The sequence below is a fragment of the Streptomyces sp. CRN 30 genome (assembly GCF_034105845.1).
The window spans coordinates 1-18,645 of sequence record NZ_JAVRHI010000313.1 but is presented as its reverse complement, the minus strand read 5'-3'; the positions used below and the strand labels follow the sequence as shown (position 1 = coordinate 18,645).

At 71.5% G+C, this 18,645-nt stretch carries 14 protein-coding genes; 7 read left to right on the top strand and 7 right to left on the bottom strand.

Going from position 1 to position 18,645, the window contains the following annotated elements:
- Positions 1-173: 173 nt before the first annotated feature.
- The 4 genes from UW392_RS34110 to UW392_RS34095 form a co-directional block, all read right to left on the bottom strand.
- Complete coding sequence (locus UW392_RS34110) at positions 174-1,781, bottom strand: sodium:solute symporter family protein (RefSeq protein ID WP_320779075.1); 1,608 nt, start codon at positions 1,779-1,781, stop codon at positions 174-176.
- 373 nt (positions 1,782-2,154) lie between these two features.
- A complete protein-coding gene (locus UW392_RS34105) occupies positions 2,155-2,358 on the bottom strand; it encodes a DUF397 domain-containing protein (RefSeq protein WP_320779074.1) in 204 nt (67 codons plus the stop codon).
- Positions 2,359-2,599: 241 nt separating this feature from the next.
- Complete coding sequence (locus tag UW392_RS34100; protein WP_320779073.1) at positions 2,600-3,457, bottom strand: helix-turn-helix transcriptional regulator; 858 nt, start codon at positions 3,455-3,457, stop codon at positions 2,600-2,602.
- A gap of 451 nt (positions 3,458-3,908) precedes the next feature.
- Complete coding sequence (locus tag UW392_RS34095; protein WP_320779072.1) at positions 3,909-4,664, bottom strand: GOLPH3/VPS74 family protein; 756 nt, start codon at positions 4,662-4,664, stop codon at positions 3,909-3,911.
- A gap of 239 nt (positions 4,665-4,903) precedes the next feature.
- On the opposite strand from UW392_RS34095, the gene UW392_RS34090 reads away from it, so the two are divergent.
- Together UW392_RS34090 and UW392_RS34085 are read left to right on the top strand one after the other, a co-directional pair.
- A complete protein-coding gene (locus tag UW392_RS34090) occupies positions 4,904-7,348 on the top strand; it encodes a D-alanyl-D-alanine carboxypeptidase (RefSeq protein WP_320779071.1) in 2,445 nt (814 codons plus the stop codon).
- 256 nt (positions 7,349-7,604) lie between these two features.
- A complete protein-coding gene (locus tag UW392_RS34085; RefSeq protein WP_320779070.1) occupies positions 7,605-9,476 on the top strand; it encodes an MFS transporter in 1,872 nt (623 codons plus the stop codon).
- A gap of 21 nt (positions 9,477-9,497) precedes the next feature.
- Here the strand turns inward: UW392_RS34085 and UW392_RS34080 are convergent, their stop codons facing one another.
- Positions 9,498-10,004, bottom strand: a complete 507-nt coding sequence (locus tag UW392_RS34080) for a glutathione peroxidase (protein WP_320779069.1) — start codon at positions 10,002-10,004, stop codon at positions 9,498-9,500.
- A 9-nt stretch (positions 10,005-10,013) separates the two neighbouring features.
- The gene (locus UW392_RS34075) at positions 10,014-11,048 is read right to left on the bottom strand and encodes an ArsR/SmtB family transcription factor (RefSeq protein WP_320779068.1); all 1,035 of its coding nucleotides are present in this window, start codon (positions 11,046-11,048) and stop codon (positions 10,014-10,016) included.
- Positions 11,049-11,157: 109 nt separating this feature from the next.
- On the opposite strand from UW392_RS34075, the gene UW392_RS34070 reads away from it, so the two are divergent.
- Genes UW392_RS34070 through UW392_RS34050 form a run of 5 tightly spaced genes read left to right on the top strand, consistent with a single transcriptional unit; the run spans position 11,158 to position 16,675 of the window.
- The gene (locus UW392_RS34070) at positions 11,158-12,405 is read left to right on the top strand and encodes an MFS transporter (protein WP_320779067.1); all 1,248 of its coding nucleotides are present in this window, start codon (positions 11,158-11,160) and stop codon (positions 12,403-12,405) included.
- 44 nt (positions 12,406-12,449) lie between these two features.
- The gene (locus UW392_RS34065) at positions 12,450-13,058 is read left to right on the top strand and encodes a chemotaxis protein CheB (RefSeq protein ID WP_320779066.1); all 609 of its coding nucleotides are present in this window, start codon (positions 12,450-12,452) and stop codon (positions 13,056-13,058) included.
- 16 nt (positions 13,059-13,074) lie between these two features.
- Complete coding sequence (locus tag UW392_RS34060) at positions 13,075-15,012, top strand: CheR family methyltransferase (protein WP_320779065.1); 1,938 nt, start codon at positions 13,075-13,077, stop codon at positions 15,010-15,012.
- A 23-nt stretch (positions 15,013-15,035) separates the two neighbouring features.
- Entirely contained in the window at positions 15,036-15,887 is an 852-nt protein-coding gene (locus UW392_RS34055; protein ID WP_320779064.1) for a GAF domain-containing protein, read from the top strand.
- Between the two features lie 32 nt (positions 15,888-15,919).
- The gene (locus UW392_RS34050; protein WP_320779063.1) at positions 15,920-16,675 is read left to right on the top strand and encodes a GAF and ANTAR domain-containing protein; all 756 of its coding nucleotides are present in this window, start codon (positions 15,920-15,922) and stop codon (positions 16,673-16,675) included.
- A gap of 521 nt (positions 16,676-17,196) precedes the next feature.
- On the opposite strand, the gene UW392_RS34045 is transcribed toward UW392_RS34050, so the two are convergent.
- Positions 17,197-18,543, bottom strand: coding sequence for an MFS transporter (locus UW392_RS34045; RefSeq protein ID WP_320779076.1), 1,347 nt, complete (start codon positions 18,541-18,543; stop codon positions 17,197-17,199).
- Between the last annotated feature and the right edge of the window lie 102 nt (positions 18,544-18,645).

The following is an 18,645-nucleotide window of genomic DNA, read 5'->3' as shown; positions in this document are numbered from 1 at the left end:
GCCCGCACCTGCGCACGCGCCGGTGGCCGGCGCGTGCGCGGTCCCGCCCGTCCTGGCCCGCGCTCCTGATCCCGCCGGTCCTGCCGCTCCCGCCGGTCCCGAAGGCTCCGCCAGTCGCGCCAGTCGCGCCAGTCGCGCCAGTCGCGCCAGTCGCGCCAGTCGCGCCAGTCCTGCTAGTCCCGCACCCGGCCCTTCACCGGTGCTCCGCCCACCGAGTCCTCCTCCGTGTCCTCCTCCGCGCCCTTCTCCGCCGGACCACCGGCCGGGGTCGCGGCCGCGGCCGCTCCGTCCCCGTCCCCGTTGATCCGCTCGATGATCGCGAGGCGTGCGGGCGTGTCCTCCGGCTTCACGAAACCGATCAGCACGTACAGCAGCAGCGACACGCCCAGCGGGACGGAGATCTGGTACTGGAGCGGAGTGCCGTCCTCCAAGGCCCAGTTGACCGGGTAGTTCATCAGCCAGAAGGCGAACAGGCCCGCGGCCCAGCTGGTCAGCGCGGCCGTCGGGCCGGAGCGGCGGAAGGCCGGCAGCATGCCGAGCATGAACGGGATGGCGATCGGTCCCATCAGCCCGGCCACCCACTTCACGACGACCGTGATGATGTCCTGGAACGTCGGCGAGTTGACCTGGGTCGCGATCATCATGGACAGCAGCAGGAAGACGACGGTCGACCAGCGCGCCGCCAGCAGCCCGGCCTTCTCCGACCAGGTGCGCGCCTGCTTGGCGAGCGCCGGCGCGATGTCGCGGGTGAAGACCGCGGCGATCGCGTTGGCGTCGGAGGAGCACATGGCCATGGTGTGCGAGAAGAACCCGACGATGACGAGCCCCAGCAGTCCGTGCGGCAGCAGTTGCTCGGTCATCAGCGCATAGCTGTCCGAGGCATCCGGCTTCTGCGCCTCCACGAGCAGCGGCGCGCACCACATCGGGAAGAACAGCACCAGCGGCCACACCAGCCACAGCGTGGCCGACAGGTACGCCGAGCGCGTCGCCTCACGCGCGGACGAGGTCGCCATGTACCGCTGCGCCTGGTTCCACATGCCGCCGCTGTACTCGAAGGTCTTGATGAAGGTGATCGCCACGAAGAAGGTCACGGTGTACGGCCCGGCCGTCGGCTCGGCGTGCCCGTCCGGCAGGTCGTCCCAGATGGTCCACAGCGTGGCGATGCCGTCCAGCTCGACCATCACCGCCACGAGCATCGCGATGCCCGCGAAGAACTGGATGACGAACTGCCCCATCTCCGTCAGCGCGTCCGCCCACAGACCGCCCACCGTGCAGTAGATGCCGGTGATCACGCCGGTGATGAAGATGCCCTGGGTGATGCTGATGCCGGTGTAGATCGACAGCAGGGTCGAGATCGCCGCCCACTTGGCGCCCACGTCCACGATCTTCAGCAGTACCCCGGACCAGGCGAGCGCCTGCTGGGTGCCGAGGTTGTAGCGGTCCTTGAGGTACTCCAGCGGTGAGGCCACCCCGAGCCGGGAGCGCAGCCGGTTGAGCCGGGGCGCGAACAGCCGGGCGCCGATGGCGATGCCGACGGCGATGGGGAAGGACCAGGTGACGAAGGACGTCACGCCGTACTGGTAGGCGATTCCGGCGAAGCCGGTGAACATCACCGCGCTGTAGCCCGACATGTGGTGCGAGATGCCGGAGAGCCACCACGGCATCTTGCCGCCGGCGGTGAAGAAGTCGCTGACATTGTCCACGCGCTTGTGCGACCACAGGCCGATCGCGACCATCACGCCGAAGTAGCTGATGAGCACGGTCCAGTCGAGACCGTTCATGTGCTCCCTCCCCGGGGATCCGCCCTGCCCGGGCCGGATTGGCCGGGGCATGCCAAGGTGCCGTGAAGTGCCCGCTCATCCTGAGATCGGTGACATGCGCGCGGCAACGGCCGGGAAGGTCAAGAGGAGGTAAAAAAGTTCGGCGAGGTGACCTGAGTTCACAATGATGAACGCCCTGCGGCTCCTCTCACCACAGTGTTGTCAGCCGGGACAAGTACGTGGACGACTGTGGAGGGCGGGTCCTGGAAAGGGGAGAACCCCCTCGGCTGAGATGGCGATCCAGTCGAGAGGGCTCTGTCTGTGGTGCAGGTGGTGCGTATCGCGCCCGTGCAGTTGTCGTGGCCGAGGTGCCGACACTGGGAGGTGCCGGCGGTCACTCCTTGACCGACGCCGATGCCGACGCCACGAAGGAGTTCCAGGCGTCGGCGGGAAAGGCCAGGGTGGGGCCGTCGGGGACCTTGGAGTCCCGCACCGCCAGTTGCCACGAGACAGGGGACGTGACTTCTACGCATGCGCCATTGCCCTGGGAGTACGAGGACTTGATCCACATGTGGGTGGCGCCCTGCTTGATTGCCATGGTTGCTCCGGTAGCCAGTTGCTGAGTCGCTGTGTCCGCGTCGACGGTTCCAAGCGGAACCTGTCATGCGTCTTTCCGCCGAACGGTGTTGTTCTGTGGCGTGATCGACGCTACTCGCCAACATCGGTTTCCGGAGAGACTATTCACTCGACTGGGTGGCATATTCCAACGGCTCTTCCACCCCAATCTCCCGAGGTGTACTTTTCGCCGTCCTCTGTGAGCCGCAACCCAGCCGCAGCCCTCAGGGGGCGTAGCCGTCCGCCACCTCCGCGATGAACTTCCGGCTCCGGTCGGCGCCCCATGCCTGGGCCCGCAAGTGCTCGTACATGACGCTGTACTGCTGCACGTCCTGCGCCTTCTCCAGGTACAGGTCGCTGGTGACGCCCTCGATGTAGACCACGCTGGAGTCGGCGGTGTCGGGGAACTCCAGGATCGCGTACTGCCCGCTCACGCCGGGGTGCGCGCCCATGCTGAAGGGGATCACCTGGACCGTCACGTGCGGCAGTTCGGACATTTTGATCAGGTGCTGCAGCTGCTCGTGCATGATCTGGTCGTTGCCGATGACCCGGCGCAGCGCCGCCTCGTCGAGCACGGTCCACAGGCGCAGCGGGTAGTCCGGCGAAGAGATACGTTCCTGTCGGCGCATGCGTACCTTGACGCGCTTCTCGACGTCGGCGGTGGGCGCCTCCACCAGCGCGCCGTCGATGAGGGCCGCGGCGTACGCCTCGGTCTGCAACAGGCCGGGCACGACCTGCGGATCATAGACGCGCAGGCTGGCCGCGTCCGTCTCCAGTCCGATGTAGACGCTGTACGGGACATCGCCGAACGCGTGCCACCAGCCCTGCTGGCGCGAATCCTTCGCCATCTGCATCAGCGAATCCACGACGCGGAGGTCCTCGACCTCGTACACCCCGCACAGGTCGCGGACGTCGCGCTGGCTGATGCTGCGGCGGCCGTTCTCCAGTCGGCTGATCTTCGACTGGGAGACCAGCAGCCGGTCCGCGACCTCCTCGGCCGTCATGCCCTTCTGCTCACGGAGCCGGCGCAGCTCCTGGCCCAGCCGGCGCCGCCGGACGGTGGGATTGACATTGGACGCCACGGACGTGCACCTCCGGCTGCGGGCCTGACGCTTGCTGCGGGCCTGACGACTTTACGTATCTGCCAATGAGCAGATTGCCACCAAGGTGCTTACTACCGCTGGGAAACAGTGGATATGCGCCTAGCACGCGCCAGTTCGGGCCAGACTTGCGGCCGACCGTGACCGGCTGCGGTGACGTCCGGCCGGGCCGGAGATGCGGCCGCGCGGGGCGACGGCGCCGTGGTGTCGTACGGACACACGGCCCACCCGCCCCGCGCGGGCCGGCGGCTCCCGAACCGGTCCTGGGGGAACGCGTGCTCCGGTGCGGCGCTGACGGTGCTGCGGTACCGAGGTGATGCTGCGGTACTGAGGTGGTGCTGCGGTGCTCCGCGTACGTGGTGCTGCGGTGACGTGGTGCTGAGGTGCTGCGGTGACGTGGTGCTCGTCGTGCCGGCGGTCGTGGCCCGTGGGGTCAGTGGGCCACGGCGCGCGCCATGGAACCGTGGTGTGGCTGCATCGGGACACCCCTGGCGGGTTCCGTCGTGTCCCTGGCCCCGGCGGTGGCCTGGCGGCCCGAGGGCGCCGGGCTGCGGCGTGGCTGCGCGCCCACGCCGTTCTGGACGTCCATCACGGCGTGCGCCACGAGGCCGCCCATGGGGTCGTGCCGGATCAGGTCCCTGAGCCGGGAGCGGGAGGACCGCCCCTCGTTCCCGGGGTACAGGTGCTTGCCGAGCCCGACCGCGTGGGCCAGGGCGGCGAGCGCCGCGGTCCGTGGGTCCGGTGGTACGCCGGTACGGATCGCCGCGTCCAGCCGGGACCTGATCTCCCGGCTGATGGCCGTGTCCGTCGCCTGGTAGCGAGTCGTCGGCAGCACTCCGCACATCTGTCCCGCCACGGCATGCACCATGCCGCACCGCTCCAGATGCGAGAGGTAGGTCTGGCGGAGCCCGAGACGCGGCCCGCCGATCCAGTGGACGGCCCGCACCGGAGCGCCACGCCTGCGCAGCAACTCCAACGCGGAGTCCAAAGTCGGATCTCCAGTCGGCCGTGGTACCACCACGGCGATACGATCCCCGTCTGGGGCTATCCGTCCGGCCAGCGCCAGCTCCACTAGCTGTGCTCCGGCCAGACCGAGGTCGAGCGACTGCGGCTGCGCAGTGGTACCCGTGGTCGGGTCCAGTGCCAGCAGCAGAAGCTCCTCCGGAAGTGTTCTGCGGCTCCTGCCCATCCATGCCTCCCCGCGTGGATGAGTGACAGGGTGACCCCTCTCACATTGGTCTGTCGAGGGTGCGTGACCGGTTCGTGATGGAACCAGTAGGTATGTCGTTCTCGTCTACCGCATGGGTCAAGCCCGCACACAGGACACTGGTACATGGTTCGGACAGCGGCAGGAAGCGCTGTCCGGGCGGCGGTTCACGGTTGGCAGGACGCGCGTCCCGGCAGTGGGGCGGCGAAGAGGAGGCATCGGTGGCGGGCGAGTCCCCCGACAGGTCGCAGCGGTACGAGTCGTCGACGGGGTCGGCACCGGGAGGGGGCTCCACCCGCGCGAGCGAGGCCGAGCGCGAGGAAGGGTCCGCGGCGGCCGGGAAGCCGGGCGAGGCCCTGTCCGCGTCGGACGACCCCCGTCTCGCGGTGGCCCGGGAGGCCGCCGCTCGGCGCACCGACCAGGCGACGGCCGTGTTCTCCCGCCGGGACCTGGAAGCGGAGAACGGGGGCACCTCCGGGGACGGGGCTGGGGCGGAGGCTGAGGCCGCGGAGGAGCCCGGGAAGGCCGCGGAGAAGCCCGAGAGGGTCGAGAAGGCCGAGAAGGCCGAGAAGGCCGCGGAGAAGCCCGAGGAGTCCGCGGAAGCCGAGGCGGGCGGCGACGCGGAGGACGAGAGCGAGGCGAAGCCAGAGCCCGCCGCTGTCGCTGCCGAGACCGAGACCGAGACCGAGACCGAGTCCGAGACCGAGTCCGAGGCGAAGGCGCATCCTGAAGGCGACGCCGAGGACGCGAGCGGCTCGGACGCCGGCTCAGGCACCGGCTCGGACTCGGGTACCACCGCGGCCTCCGGTACCACCGCGGCCTCCGGCACGGCCTCGGACGCGAAGCCCGCCGCCGATGCCGGCATCGGCTCCGGCTCCGGCTCCGACAAGGCCCCCGAGCGCCCGGTCGACCAGCCGACTGCTGTGTTCAAGAACGTGCCCACGCCCACGCCGGCACCGGCGGTCGACCAGCCCACCACCATGCTCAAACTGGGCGACAAGCCCCCGGCCGACGACGCTTCCCCGGCCGACAAGGCCGACAAGGCCGACAAGGCCGACGCGCCCGGCACGAACGACGACAAGCCCAGGACGGCCGACGACAAGCCGACCGGCAAGTCCACCCCCGAGCCCAAGCCCAAGCCCAAGCCCGAGCCCGACCCGGAGCCGGCTCCCGCCCCCGCCCCCGAGCGCGAAGCCGAACGCACCAGCAAGTTCGTCGCGCTGAAGCCGCTCGACGAGCGGGCGCCCCGCAAGCCCATGCCCAAGCCCGCGCCCGCGCCCCCGGCACCCGCCACGTCCACGGGCACCCCCGTCGCCGCCCCGGCGGAGGCCACCGCGGCCGTTCCCCAGATCGGCCCCGAGCGGACCACGCAGCAGCCCCTGCCGCCCAAGCCGCCGCTGGACCTGCTGGCCGAGCTGACGAACACCCCGCCGCCCCCGCCCACCCCGATGCGCACGCTGGCCCGGCGGGTCAAGATCTGGACGCCGCTGGTCATCCTGCTGGTGATCGTCTTCGCGGTCGTGCAGTCCCTGCGCCCGTTGCCGGCGCCCACGCTCGACCTCACCGCCGAGGACACCTTCACCTTCGAGGGCGGCAAGCCCGAGATCCCGTGGCCGTCCTCCGGGCAGGCGGCGCTGGACGTGCAGGGCATCGGCACCTTCGGCTCGTCGGGCGACCAGAAGCCCGTGCCGATCGCCAGTGTCGCCAAGGTCATGACGGCGTACCTCGTCCTGCGCGACCACCCGGTGAAGAGCGGCGAGGACGGCCCGATGATCGAGATCGACCAGACGGCCGAGAAGGAGTCGGACGCCGGGGACGAGTCGACGGTCAACGTGACCGCGGGCGACTCGATCTCCCAGCGGGAGGCCGTGGAGTCCATCCTCATCGCGTCCGCGAACAACGTGGCGCGGCTGCTGGCCCGCTGGGACGCGGGCTCCGAAGAGGCGTTCGTCGAGAAGATGAACAAGGCGGCCGAGGACCTCGGCATGACCAACACGACCTACACCGACCCGTCGGGCCTGAACAACACCACGGTCAGCACGGCCGTGGACCAGGTGAAGCTGGCCAAGGAGGCGATGAAGCAGCCCGTGTTCCGGGAGGTCGCCGCCATGATGTCGTACGACGACTACAAGGGCGTCAACCACTCCAACTGGAACCAGCTGGTCGGCAGCAACAACGTCGTCGGCATCAAGACCGGCACCACGACCTCGGCCCTCGGCAACCTGACGTTCGCCGCGAAGCAGGACGTGGACGGGGAGACCCGCACCATCGTCGGCGCGGTGGTGCGCCAGCCCGCCGGCGGCCCGGACAACACCATTCTGGGTGCCGCCCTGTACGAGGGCGACCGGCTGATCCGGGCCGCGCAGGGCGCGCTGGAGTCGGCGACGATCCTGAAGAAGGGCGATGTCGTCGGGTACGTCGACGACGGTCTGGGCGGCCGTACGCCGGTCGTCGCCACGGAGGACGTCCGGGCCGTCGGCTGGGCGGGCCTGGAGGTGGAGCTGACCTTCGAGGCCGGTGACCTGCCGCACACGGCGGAGGCCGGCGCCGAGGTCGGCACCCTGACCGTGGGCGACGGCACGAGCAGCGCGGTCAAGGTCCCGGTCGCCCTGCGGGACGACCTCGTCGAGCCGGGCTTCCTGGCCAAGTTGACCCGTCTGGGCTGATGATCCGTCCGGTCCGATGACCCGCCTGGTCCGGTACTCGTCCGGGCCGGCGGGCACATCACCCGGCCACCTCACGGCACCCCGCCGGGGAGCACCACCGGGCGCTCCCCGGCGGGGTGCGTGTTAGCGTCGCGAGATCGGGCCGGGCCATGCGGGACAAGGGGCGGGCCCGGCGGGAAACGGGGCACGACGGACACGTACAGACACGTACGGCACACGTACGACGCGTACTGAGGGACACGGGGAGTGCGTTCAGGTGACCACGGTCGAGCCGACACACGCCGACGACGCGCAGCCGGGACAGGGTCCCGACCCGCGAATACCTCAGCCGACCCGGCAGGACGAGCCTGCCGGGCAGTCCATGGCGCGTGAGCAGGAGAGACCGTCCCGCCCGCCTCGGCGCGCCCGGCCCAACCTGCCCACCCGCGTCCTCCGGCACCCGGCCACCCTCGTCACCGTCGTCTCCGGCGTCCTGCACGTCATCTGGTTCTTCACGTTCGCCAACAGTGGCGGCGACCTCGCGGCACAGGACGCGTGGGCGGAGTTCGTCGGCCGGCACCCGGACTCGGCGTACAACCTCGCCTGGTACGGCGGTATGCACCCCGTCTCGTACAGCGTGGTCTCCCCGTACCTGATGTCGCTGCTCGGCGTCCGTACGACGATGATGATCGCCGGTACGGTCTCGGCGGGCCTGCTGACGATGATCCTGATGCGCAGCCGGGCGGTCCGCAATCCGCTGTGGCCGGCGTTCGCGGGAGTCTTCGGGCTGCTGTGCAACGCGGCCTCGGGCCGGGTCACCTTCGGTCTCGGCATGGTCTTCGGCCTCGGCGCGACCGCGGTGGTGTTCTGCTGGCCGTACCGCTGGCGCTACAAGCGGTGGGCCAAGGGCCTGTGCGCGGCGCCGCTGGCCGCGCTCGCCACGATGTCCTCACCGGTGGCGGGCCTGTTCGTGGGCCTGGTGGCGGCGGCGCTGTTCCTGCAGAAGCGCCTGCCGGGCGCGTGGTCGCTCGGGATCGCGCCCACGGTCGTGGTGGGACTGTCCGCCTGGCTGTTCCCGTTCTCCGGCACGCAGCCGATGTCGTTCGGCTCCGCGGTGCTGCCGATGGTGTTCGCGGTCCTCGTCGCCCTCCTGGTCCCCAAGGAATGGATCACGGTACGGATCACGGCGTGGGTGTACGCGCTCGGCGTGCTGCTGGTGTGGCTGATCAGCTCGCAGATCGGCTCCAACGTCACGCGTCTGTCGATGCTGTTCGCGGGCGTGGCGCTGCTGGCGGCGCTGCCCTTCGCGGCGCCGCGCTCCCTCAAGTGGTACGCGATCGTGCTGGCCTTCGTCGGCTTCACCGGGTGGATCGGCGTCAAGACGGTCAACGACGTCGTCAACACCACCCCGGAGGCGGCGTGGGCCCGTGAGCTCGCCCCGCTGGTGAACCAGCTCCAGGCGGTGGGCGCGGACAAGGTCCGGGTGGAGGTCGTCCCGGCCCGCTCGCACCGCGAGGCCTCGGCGCTGGCCCCGTACGTGAACCTGGCGCGCGGCTGGAACCGCCAGGCCGACATGGAGCGCAATCCGCTCTTCTACGACGGCACTCTGAACTCGGCGAACTACCACGAGTGGCTGAAGCGGTGGGCCGTCCACTACGTGGTCCTGCCGCAGGACGACAAACCCGACGGGGACGGCGCCGAGCGCGAACGGGAGCTCGTTGAGCGGGGCATGCCCTATCTGAAGCAGATCTGGGGCGACGCCAACTGGCAGTTGTTCGAGGTGCAGGACCCCACCCCGCTGGCGGGGCCGAACACGGTGGTCGAGGTCGTCGCCCAGGACGAGATGACGCTGGAGGTGAAGGAGGCGGGCCGCGTCGTCGTCCGCATCCCGTACTCCCCGTGGCTGAGCCTGGTCGACGCCGAGGGCAACAAGTACGAGGCGCCCCAGGAGACGGAGGAGTCGAAGAACCGCGAGGACGACGACCTCCCGAAGACGTACGACAACGTCAACGGCTGCCTCATGGAGGGCGAGGAGGACGCCTTCGGCGACAAGTGGACGGAGCTCCTGGCCCCGTCCCCGGGCACGTACCGCCTGGCGGCCCCGTACGGGCTGCGGCGGGGCACACCGTGCCCGGAGGAACTGCGCTGACGCCGAGTGCCGGGGACCGCCTCAGGCGACGGCCTTCTCCACCGCCGCCACGACCTCCGGCGCGTCCGGCTCGGTCCGTGGGGAGAACCGGGCCACGACGGATCCGTCCCGCCCGATGAGGAACTTCTCGAAGTTCCAGCGGATGTCCCCGGTGTGCCCCTCCGCGTCGGCGTGCTCCACGAGCCGCGCGTACAGCGGATGCCTGCCCGCCCCGTTCACCTCGACCTTCTCGGTCATCGGGAAGGTCACGCCGTACGTCGCCGAGCAGAACTCCTCGATCTCCTCGGCGGTCCCCGGCTCCTGCCCGAGGAACTGGTTGCACGGCACCCCGAGCACGGTGAAGCCCTGCGCGGCGTACTGCTCGTGCAGCCGCTCCAGCCCCGTGTACTGCGGGGTGAGCCCGCACTTGGAGGCGACGTTCACGACGAGCACGGCCTTGCCGCGGTACTGCGCGAGGTCCGCGGAGCCGCCCCGCAGGGCGCCGATCTCGGCATCGAGGACGGATGATCCAGTCTGGTCGGTAGTCATGGGCGGATGCTAACCCCGGCGGGTCGCGCCACCGCTCCCACGGTGCCCCGTGGCCTCCCGCGCCGTGACGAGCACGTCCCCCGCGGGCGCCCGGTAGTACAGCACGGACCGTCCCGCCCGGCGCCTGCGCACCAGCCCCGCGTCCAGCAGCACCTTCAGGTGCCGTCCGACGGACCCGAGTCCCTGCCCGGTCAGCGCCACCAGCTGGGTCGTGCTCATCGGCGAGTCGAGCAGGACGAGCACCCGGGCCCGCCCCCGCCCGAGCAGCGCGCCGAGCCCGTCGGGCACCGCCCCGGCCGCGGTCGCGCCCGCGGCGCCCACCGCCGGGCGCCCGACACCCGCGAACACCCCTTCGCACGCGTACACCACCGCATAGCGCTCACCGTCCTCCCACGCCACCCACCCGGCCTTCGGCGTCACGGGCACGAACAGCAGCTCCGCCCCGGAGATCTCCCGCGGCGGGTTCTCGTGCAGGTTGACCTGGAGCCGGTCCCCGCCCAGCCACCGCATCCCCGGCCGCAGGGTGTCCAGCGCCGCGGCCCACCCGCCCCGGCTCAGCCGCGCGGTCCGGGCGACCACGTCCGCCTCCAGGATCCGCCGGCGCCGCTCCCAGTACGGGCGTACGGCGTCCTGCCACACGTACTCCAGCAGCCGGGCCGCGAGGAGCGGCAGGTCGTCCCGGCGCAGCCGCTCCGGCAGCGGGCCGGCCAGCGACACGGTGAGCTGCCGGCGCACCTCCGCGGGAGCGGCGTCCCGCACCCGGGCCAGCTCCTCCTCGAAGGACGCGCCCGCCCTCGGTGTCGGTGTCAGGAAGTCGGCGATCCACGTCCGTCCGAGCCCGGCGCGGACCAGCAGCGCGGTGACGGGATCGGCGGCCAGTCGCGCCCGGTACCCGGGCAGGTGCCGGGCCAGCCACTCCTGCTCACCGGGCCACGAGCCGACGCCCGCGTGCAGCACCTTCAGCGAGGCGAACACCTCGGCCATCGGCGAGATCACGAACCGGCTCCCGGCCAGGGTGTCGGCGTTCACCTGCCACCAGCCCATGCCCCGCCCGCCCTACCGCCGTCGCCCCACGTACCCCACGCACCCCACGACCTTTCGCGCCGCCGCGAAACATTAACGGCCGACCGCGCCCCCGCCCCACTCTCCCTGCATGACATCGCCCGACACGCCCGACGCCGCCCCCGCCCCGGTCGCCCCCACTTACACCTCCCTCCTCCGCATCCCCGAGTTCACCCCTTTCTTCCTCTCCTCCTCCCTCCAGGTCGCCGCGTCGACCGTCGGCGGTCTCGCCCTCGGCACCCTGGTGTACGAGGCGACGAACTCCCCGCTGCTGTCGGCGCTGAGCATGTTCGGCCCGTCACTGGCCCAGGTGCTGGGCGCGACGACCCTGCTCTCGGCGGCGGACCGGGTGCCCCCGCGGGGTGCCCTCACGGCCGCGGCCGGCGCCTTCGCGGCGGTCATGGCGGTCCTGGCCCTCCCGTCCCTGCCGACCTGGACGGTCTTCCCGCTGGTCCTCGCCCTGGGCCTGGTGTCGTCCGTCACGGGCGGGGTCCGCTGGGGACTGCTCGACGAGATCCTGCCCAAGGGGTCGTACCTGCTGGGCCGTTCGCTCCTCAACATCGTGAACGGGCTCATGCAGATCACGGGGTACGCGGCGGGCGGCGTCCTGGTGGCGTTCCTGTCCCCGCGCACCACCCTGCTCGTGTCGGCGGCCCTGTACGCGGTGGCCGCCCTGGTCACCCGGTTCGGCCTGGGCGCACGGCCACCCCGCTCGTCCGGGCGCCCCTCCGTCGGCGAGACCTGGCGCACCAACGCCCGCCTCCTGTCGTCCGCCCCGCGCCGCCTCACCTACCTGGGCCTGTGGATCCCCAACGGTCTGGTCGTCGGCTGCGAGGCCCTCTTCGTCCCGTACGCCCCCGGCCACGCGGGCCTCCTCTTCGCCGCGGCGGCGCTCGGCATGCTCGTCGGTGACGTGAGCACGGGCCGTCTCGTCCCGGCGCGGGTGCGGGGCCGCCTGGCCACACCCCTGCTGCTGCTCCTGGCCACCCCGTACCTGTTCTTCGTGCTGCGCCCGCCGGTGCTCGTGGCGGCCGGCTGCGCGGCCCTGGCGTCCATCGGCTTCGGCGCGAGCCTGGTCCAGCAGCAGCGCCTGCTCTCCCTCACCCCGGACCGCCTCACCGGGCACGCCCTGGGCCTGCACTCCGCGGGCACGCTCGCCCTGCAGGGCCTGAGCGCGGCCCTGGCGGGCGGACTGGCGGACCTCACGTCACCGGCGACGGCCATCACGGTGCTGGCGGGCACCTCGGTGGCCGTGACGCTGATCCTGTGGACGGCGGACCGCAGGCACGGCCGGCGCCCGGTCGCGGAGACCGGGGAACGGGTAGGCGTATCCCGGTGAATCGATCCGGCGCTCAGCGGCGTCCGGTCGGTTACGCTCGCCCTGTGACGGTTCAGGTGCCCGCACTCCCGTCGGACCGCTATGCCGTCGTGGCCGTGGCCTCCTCGGCAGGGGGCATCGGTGCGCTGGGCAGACTCCTGAAGGACATGGGGAGCGACCTGCCGGTGCCGGTGCTGGTGGTGCAGCATCTCGACCCCCGTCACCAGACGGTGATCGCCGAGGTGCTGTCGCGCCGCACCCCCCTGGAGGTCAAGCTCGCGGAGGCGGACGAGACCGCCCGTCCCGGCACCGTGTACATCGCGCCGCCCGACCGTCACCTGCTGGTCAGCCCCGGTGGCGTCCTGACCCTCACCAGCACCGAACTCGTCCATTTCCTGCGGCCCTCCGCGGATCTGCTCTTCGAGTCGGTCGCCGGCGCCTACGGGCCGCAGGCCATCGCCTGCATCCTCACCGGCAGCGGCCGGGACGGCGCCATGGGCGCGGACGCCGTGAAGTCCCGGGGCGGCACCGTGATCGCGCAGGATCCGGAGACCGCGGAGTTCCGGGGCATGCCCTCCGCGGCCGTGGGTACCGGAGCGGTGGACTACGTGCTGCCCCTCGAAGAGATCTCCACGGTGATCCGCGGTCTGGTCGAGACGAAGAGGCGAGGCTGAGCGCGAAGAGGCGATGATGAGCGACGCACTGGACGCCGAACCCGACGACGAACTCGAGGAGTTGCTCGGTTTCCTGCGGGACGCGCGCGGCTTCGACTTCACCGGGTACAAGCGCTCGTCGCTCGCACGGCGCATACGCAAGCGCATGTCCGACCTCGACGTCGGCTCGTACGCCGACTACAGGGACCGGCTGGAGACGAACACCGCGGAGTTCAACGTCCTGTTCAACACCATCCTGATCAACGTGACCGCGATGTTCCGGGACGCCGACGCCTGGAACACCCTGTCGCGCGAGATCCTGCCGGAGCTGCTGGCCCACGCGAGCCCGGACGACGAGATCCGGGTCTGGAGCGCCGGGTGCTCCACCGGCGAGGAGGCGTACTCCCTCGCCGTCACCTTCGCCGAGGCGCTCGGTCTGCAGGAGACGCTCGACCGCGTGAAGATCTACGGCACGGACGTGGACGAGGAGGCGCTGCGTACCGCCCGGACGGGCCTGTACCCGGCCAAGGTCCTGGAACCGCTCGCACCGGAGCTGCGGCACCGGTACTTCGAACCCGACGGGATCCAGTACAGCTTCCACCCCGACCTGCGGCGGCGGGTCATCTTCGGCCGGCACGACGTCACGCGGGACGCCCTCATCTCGCGTCTGCGCCTGCTGGTGTGCCGGAACACGCTGATGTACTTCAACGTCGAGGCGCAGACCCAGATCGTCGACCGCTTCCACTTCGCGCTCCGGGACGAGGGCTTCCTCTTCCTCGGCAAGGCCGAGATGCTCCTCAACGACGGTGACCGGTTCGACGTCGTCACCATGCGCCAGCGCATCTTCCGCCGGCGCCCGGGCGAGGCCGCTCCGCCGTACCCGATCACGCCGCTGCACGTCCGGCCCGGCTTCGGATTCGACACCAGGGCGGCGGTCCGGCGCCGGCAACTGCGCGACCTCGTCCTCGACTCGGCCCCGGCGCCCGCCCTGGCGCTCGACGAGCACGGCCTGGTAATCCTCATCAACAACAGCGCCCGCACCCAGTTCGCCCTGAGCACGAACGACGTCGGGCGCCCCTTCCAGGACCTGGAGCTCTCCTACCGCCCGGTGGAACTGCGCTCGCTGATCGAACAGGCCTCCCGCGAACGCAGGACCCTGCGGGTCACCAGCGCCGAGCGTCGCACGCACGACGGCACGCGGTACTACGACATCACCGTCCACCCCCTCACGGGTTCCGACGGCCTGCCGGCCGCCACGAACATCACCTTCACCGACGTCACCCTGGCCACGGAGCTGCGCACGGAGATCAAACGCGTCCGCGAGGACCTGGAGACCGCGTACGAGGAACTGCAGTCGACCAACGAGGAGCTGGAGACGACCAACGAGGAACTGCAGTCCAGCATCGAGGAGCTGGAGACCACGAACGAGGAACTGCAGTCGACCAACGAAGAGCTGGAGACCACCAACGCGGAACTCCGTGCGGGCAACGAGGAACTGGGAGCCGTCAACGAGGAGACGCGCATCCGCACCGAGGAACTGGACGAGGCGCGCGCGTTCCTGGAGGCCGTGGTGGGGAGCATCGCGGCCGGCGTGGTGGTCCTGGACGAGGACATGAGGGTCAGGTGCTGGAACCGGGGGGCGGCCGGCCTCTGGGGGCTGCGCTCCGACGAGACCCTCGGCGAGGACTTCTTCCACCTGGACTTCGGACTGCCCGTGGGAAAGGTGCACGCCGTCGTCCGGGAGTGCGTGGACACCAACGAGCCTTGCGGGCCCGTGAACATCCCGTCCGTCAACCGGATCGGCCGGAGCATCACGTGCGCGGTGGTGTGCACACCCTTCGACGGCCACAACGGCGGGGTCGTCCTGCTGATGGAGGAGCAACAGGAACGACAGGGACAACAAGAACAGCAGGAACAACAAGAACAGCAGGAACGACCGGCGGAGGAACAAGGCGTGACGGACAGCGGGGGCTGACCGGCCGGGCGTAGGCTGTCCGCATGAGCCGGGGGGAGAACCCTGCGAGCGTCGCGGCCGCCGCCTGGCGCCGGGCCGCCGGTGCCCGGGAGCGCGCGCGCCGGGCCGAAGAGGCCGCCGAGAAGCAGGAGTCGCTCGCCGCACGCAGCGGGCGGGACGTCCACCTGAGGATGGCCGCCACCCACCGCAGGATGGCGGCCATCCACCTCTCCTCGGCCGAGCTCCAGCAGTCGTACGCCCGCCGCATGACGGCCTGGTCACGGATGTGGAATCCACGCCCCCTGTTCATGACCGGCGTCGCCGAGGCGTGCGACGCGGACAGTGCGGCCCTCACCCTGGTCGGGCGGGACCACGCCCAGCTCGCGTTCGCCGCCTCCGACGACACCTCCCGCGCCGCCCAGGAGTTCGAGTTCATCCTGGAGGAGGGCCCCGTACGGGACGCGACCACGTGCCACGGCCCGGTCCTCGCAGCCGATCCGGGAGCGATCGAACGGCGGTGGCCGGGCTACGGCCCGGAGCTGACCGGCCTGGGCCTCACCGGTGTGCTCGCGGTACCGCTGGAGTCGACGGGCCTGTGCATCGGCGCGCTCACGCTCTACGACCCGAAGCCGGGACCGAAGGGCTACCGCACCTGCGCCGACATCGCGGAGGCCCTGACCCAGACGGTCCTGCTCGGCCCCGACCCCGACCCCGAGCTCTACGGCGGCACGGACCACCGGGACACCGTCCACCAGGCCGCGGGCGCCCACGCCGTACGCTCGGGCCTCCCCGTGAACGACGCCCTCGCCCTCATCAAGGGCAGAGCCTTCACCCTGGGGCTGTCCACGGAGGCGGTGGCCCTGCGGGTGCTGGCGAACCTGGGGGAACTGCCGTGACGACCGACTGACGACTGATGAAAGGGCCGGCGATGGCGTTACCGGAGCAGCTGCTCGCCGATGTGTTCGTGGAACTCGCGGGCAGCACACTCCATCCCCCGCAAGGGGGCCCCGGACTGCTGGAGCTGCTCGCACGGCGCACCGCAGGACTGCTCGGCGACTGCAGCGCGGCGACGGTGTGCGTGTACATCGACACCGGCGGCGGCAGCGGCAGCGGTGGTGGTGGCGACGGTGGCGGGACGGCGGGTTCGGATGCGGCCGTACGAGCCCTGGCTCGGGACGCGGCCGCCTGGCGGGAAGGCCCCGGCCACGACTGCGGCACCACCGGCGTACCCATGAAGGACGCCGTGTTCGACGACCCGGCCGTGCACACCCGCTGGCCGCGCTACGCGGCACGCGCCCGGGACCTGGGCCATGTCCGCGCCGCCGCGTGCCCCCTGCGCGCGGGCGCCCGCACCTTGGGCGCCCTGGTCCTGCTCAGCCGCGACCGCCTCGGCTCCGACACACTGACGCTCGGCCAGTCCCTCGCGGACGTCGCGGCGATCAGCCTGGAGAGGGAGCGGCAGATTCGGGAGAACCGGCTCCTGGTCGGCCAGTTGGAGCACGCCCTGGACAGCAGGGTGCTGATCGAACAGGCGAAGGGCATGCTCGCGGCCCGCCTGGCAGTACCGCCCCAGGAGGCCTTCACCCTGCTGCGCCGCCACGCGCGCTCGCACAACCGGGTGCTGAGGGACGTGGCACGCGAGGTGATCGACGGCCGCCTCACGCTGGGCGGTGCGGGCGCCTGACACCGGCGCGACGACCGGCTCGCCCACACGGGCCGGTCCCGCACCACCGCCGTGCTCGGCCGTCGGGCCTCCTCCAGGGCCTGGTTCAACGCCTGGTTCGGGCCTGGTTCAGGGCGGTGAGGATGCCTTACGATCCCAGCACGGGCATATGCCCGCCGGGCATTCCACGCCGGCGACCGTACGTGACACGCCCGCGCCCCCAGCCCCCGGGCCAGGACGCCGCCCCTTGCGAGGGGTGACGACCGGAGCCGTGCCTCCGCAGCGGACACGGCGGCTCCGGACTTCGTCCTCCCGGCCGTTCGAGCCGGGGCGCACTCCCGCTGTGCCCCGGGTCCGGTGAGGACTTCCAGCGCGTGGACATCGCGGACGGGAACCGCAGCGTCCTCGCGCACGCGGCCGTCGCCGAGGGCGCCGACGCATGTCGGCGGCGGCCGCATCCTCGGGGAAGACGTCCTCGCCCGCGCGCGAGAGGTGCGCCCGTACAGGCATCCGCTCCGGCCGGGCGCACCCCCGTCAGCGGGTCACCCGGCCGCTGACCCGCCGGCCGAAGCGGTAGGCAGGGCGATCCGCCAGGCGACGACCCCGGCGGCCGCCAGTCCCACGACGGCGAGCAGGCTGCTGGTGAGGAACGGATCGGCGCCGTGCAGCGCCGGGGCGAACCCGATGCCGACGTACAGGGTGACTCCGGTGGAGCCACCGAGCTGGTCAGCGGCGCGCTGGACGCCGGAGGCCAGGCCGGCGTCCTCCTCGGTGACCCCGGCCACCGCGACGTACTGCAACCCGACGATGCCGAAGCCCATGCCGGCCGCGATGAGGACCATCGCCGGAACCAGGGCGAGGGCACTCGCGCCACGGTGGGCGACGAGCGCGACGGCGGCCATCGCCAGCACCGTGAAGCCGATCCCGGCGAGGGCGCACACCCGGGCGCTGAACCGTCCGAGCAACTGCGGCACGAACACGGACGCCGCGATGAGGGACACGGCCAGCGGCAGGAGCGTCAGCCCCGCCCGCAGCGGACCGAGTCCCAGCCGGTCCTGCAGGTAGTAGGTGAACAGCAGGAACGAGGTGGACAGTGCCGCGCTGAGCAGGGCGGTGGCGAGGTTGGCCCGAACCCTCGAACGGTTGCGGAAGAACCCGAGCGGGACGAGCGGGTTCGCCGCGCGCCGCTCGACCAGGACGAACAGCACCGCGGCACCCACCGCGCCGACCAGGGCCGGGGGCGGCAGCCATGGGTACGGGCCGTCCCCTTCCCCCGCCTCCACGACCCCGTAGGCGAACAGCAGCGGGGCCGCCGTCAGCAGCAGCGACCCGGGCAGGTCCAGCGCGGTGCGCTCGCACGGCGGGTCGGCCGGGACGAGGAGGAGCACCGCTGCGAGCACGCCCAGGATGAACGGCACGGACACCAGGAAGATCCACCGCCAGCCGAACAGTTCCGTGATGACCCCGGACAGCACGAAGCCGAGGACCAGACCACAACTGGCCACCGCCGCCCACACGCCCAGCGCCCGGGAGCGGCGCGGTCCCTCCGGGAACATGAGCACGATCACCGCCATCGCCGCCGGCAGCGCGACGGCCTCACCGGCCCCCTGCAGCAGCCTCGCCACCACGAGCAGGGGGAACGAGGGCGCGAGCCCGGCGAGCAGCGACGCGGAACCGAACACCACCGTCCCGGCCACCAGGACCCGGCGCCTGCCGAGTACGTCACCGAGCCGGCCGCCGAGCATCAGCAGCCCGCCACCGGTGATCGTGTACCCGACGACGACCCAGGTCAGCTGACGGCCGTCGGCGCCGAAGTCGGCACCGACGGACGGCAGGGCGACGTTGACCACGGTCACATCGACCGCGACGAGGAACTGCAGCATGGCCATGGCGCACAGCACCAGCCACGCGCGCACCGGGGACGACACGTCCCGGCGCGAAGAAAGAATGCCTGGAAACACTGGAAAAGCTCCGTTGCTCGCTCGGAAGGA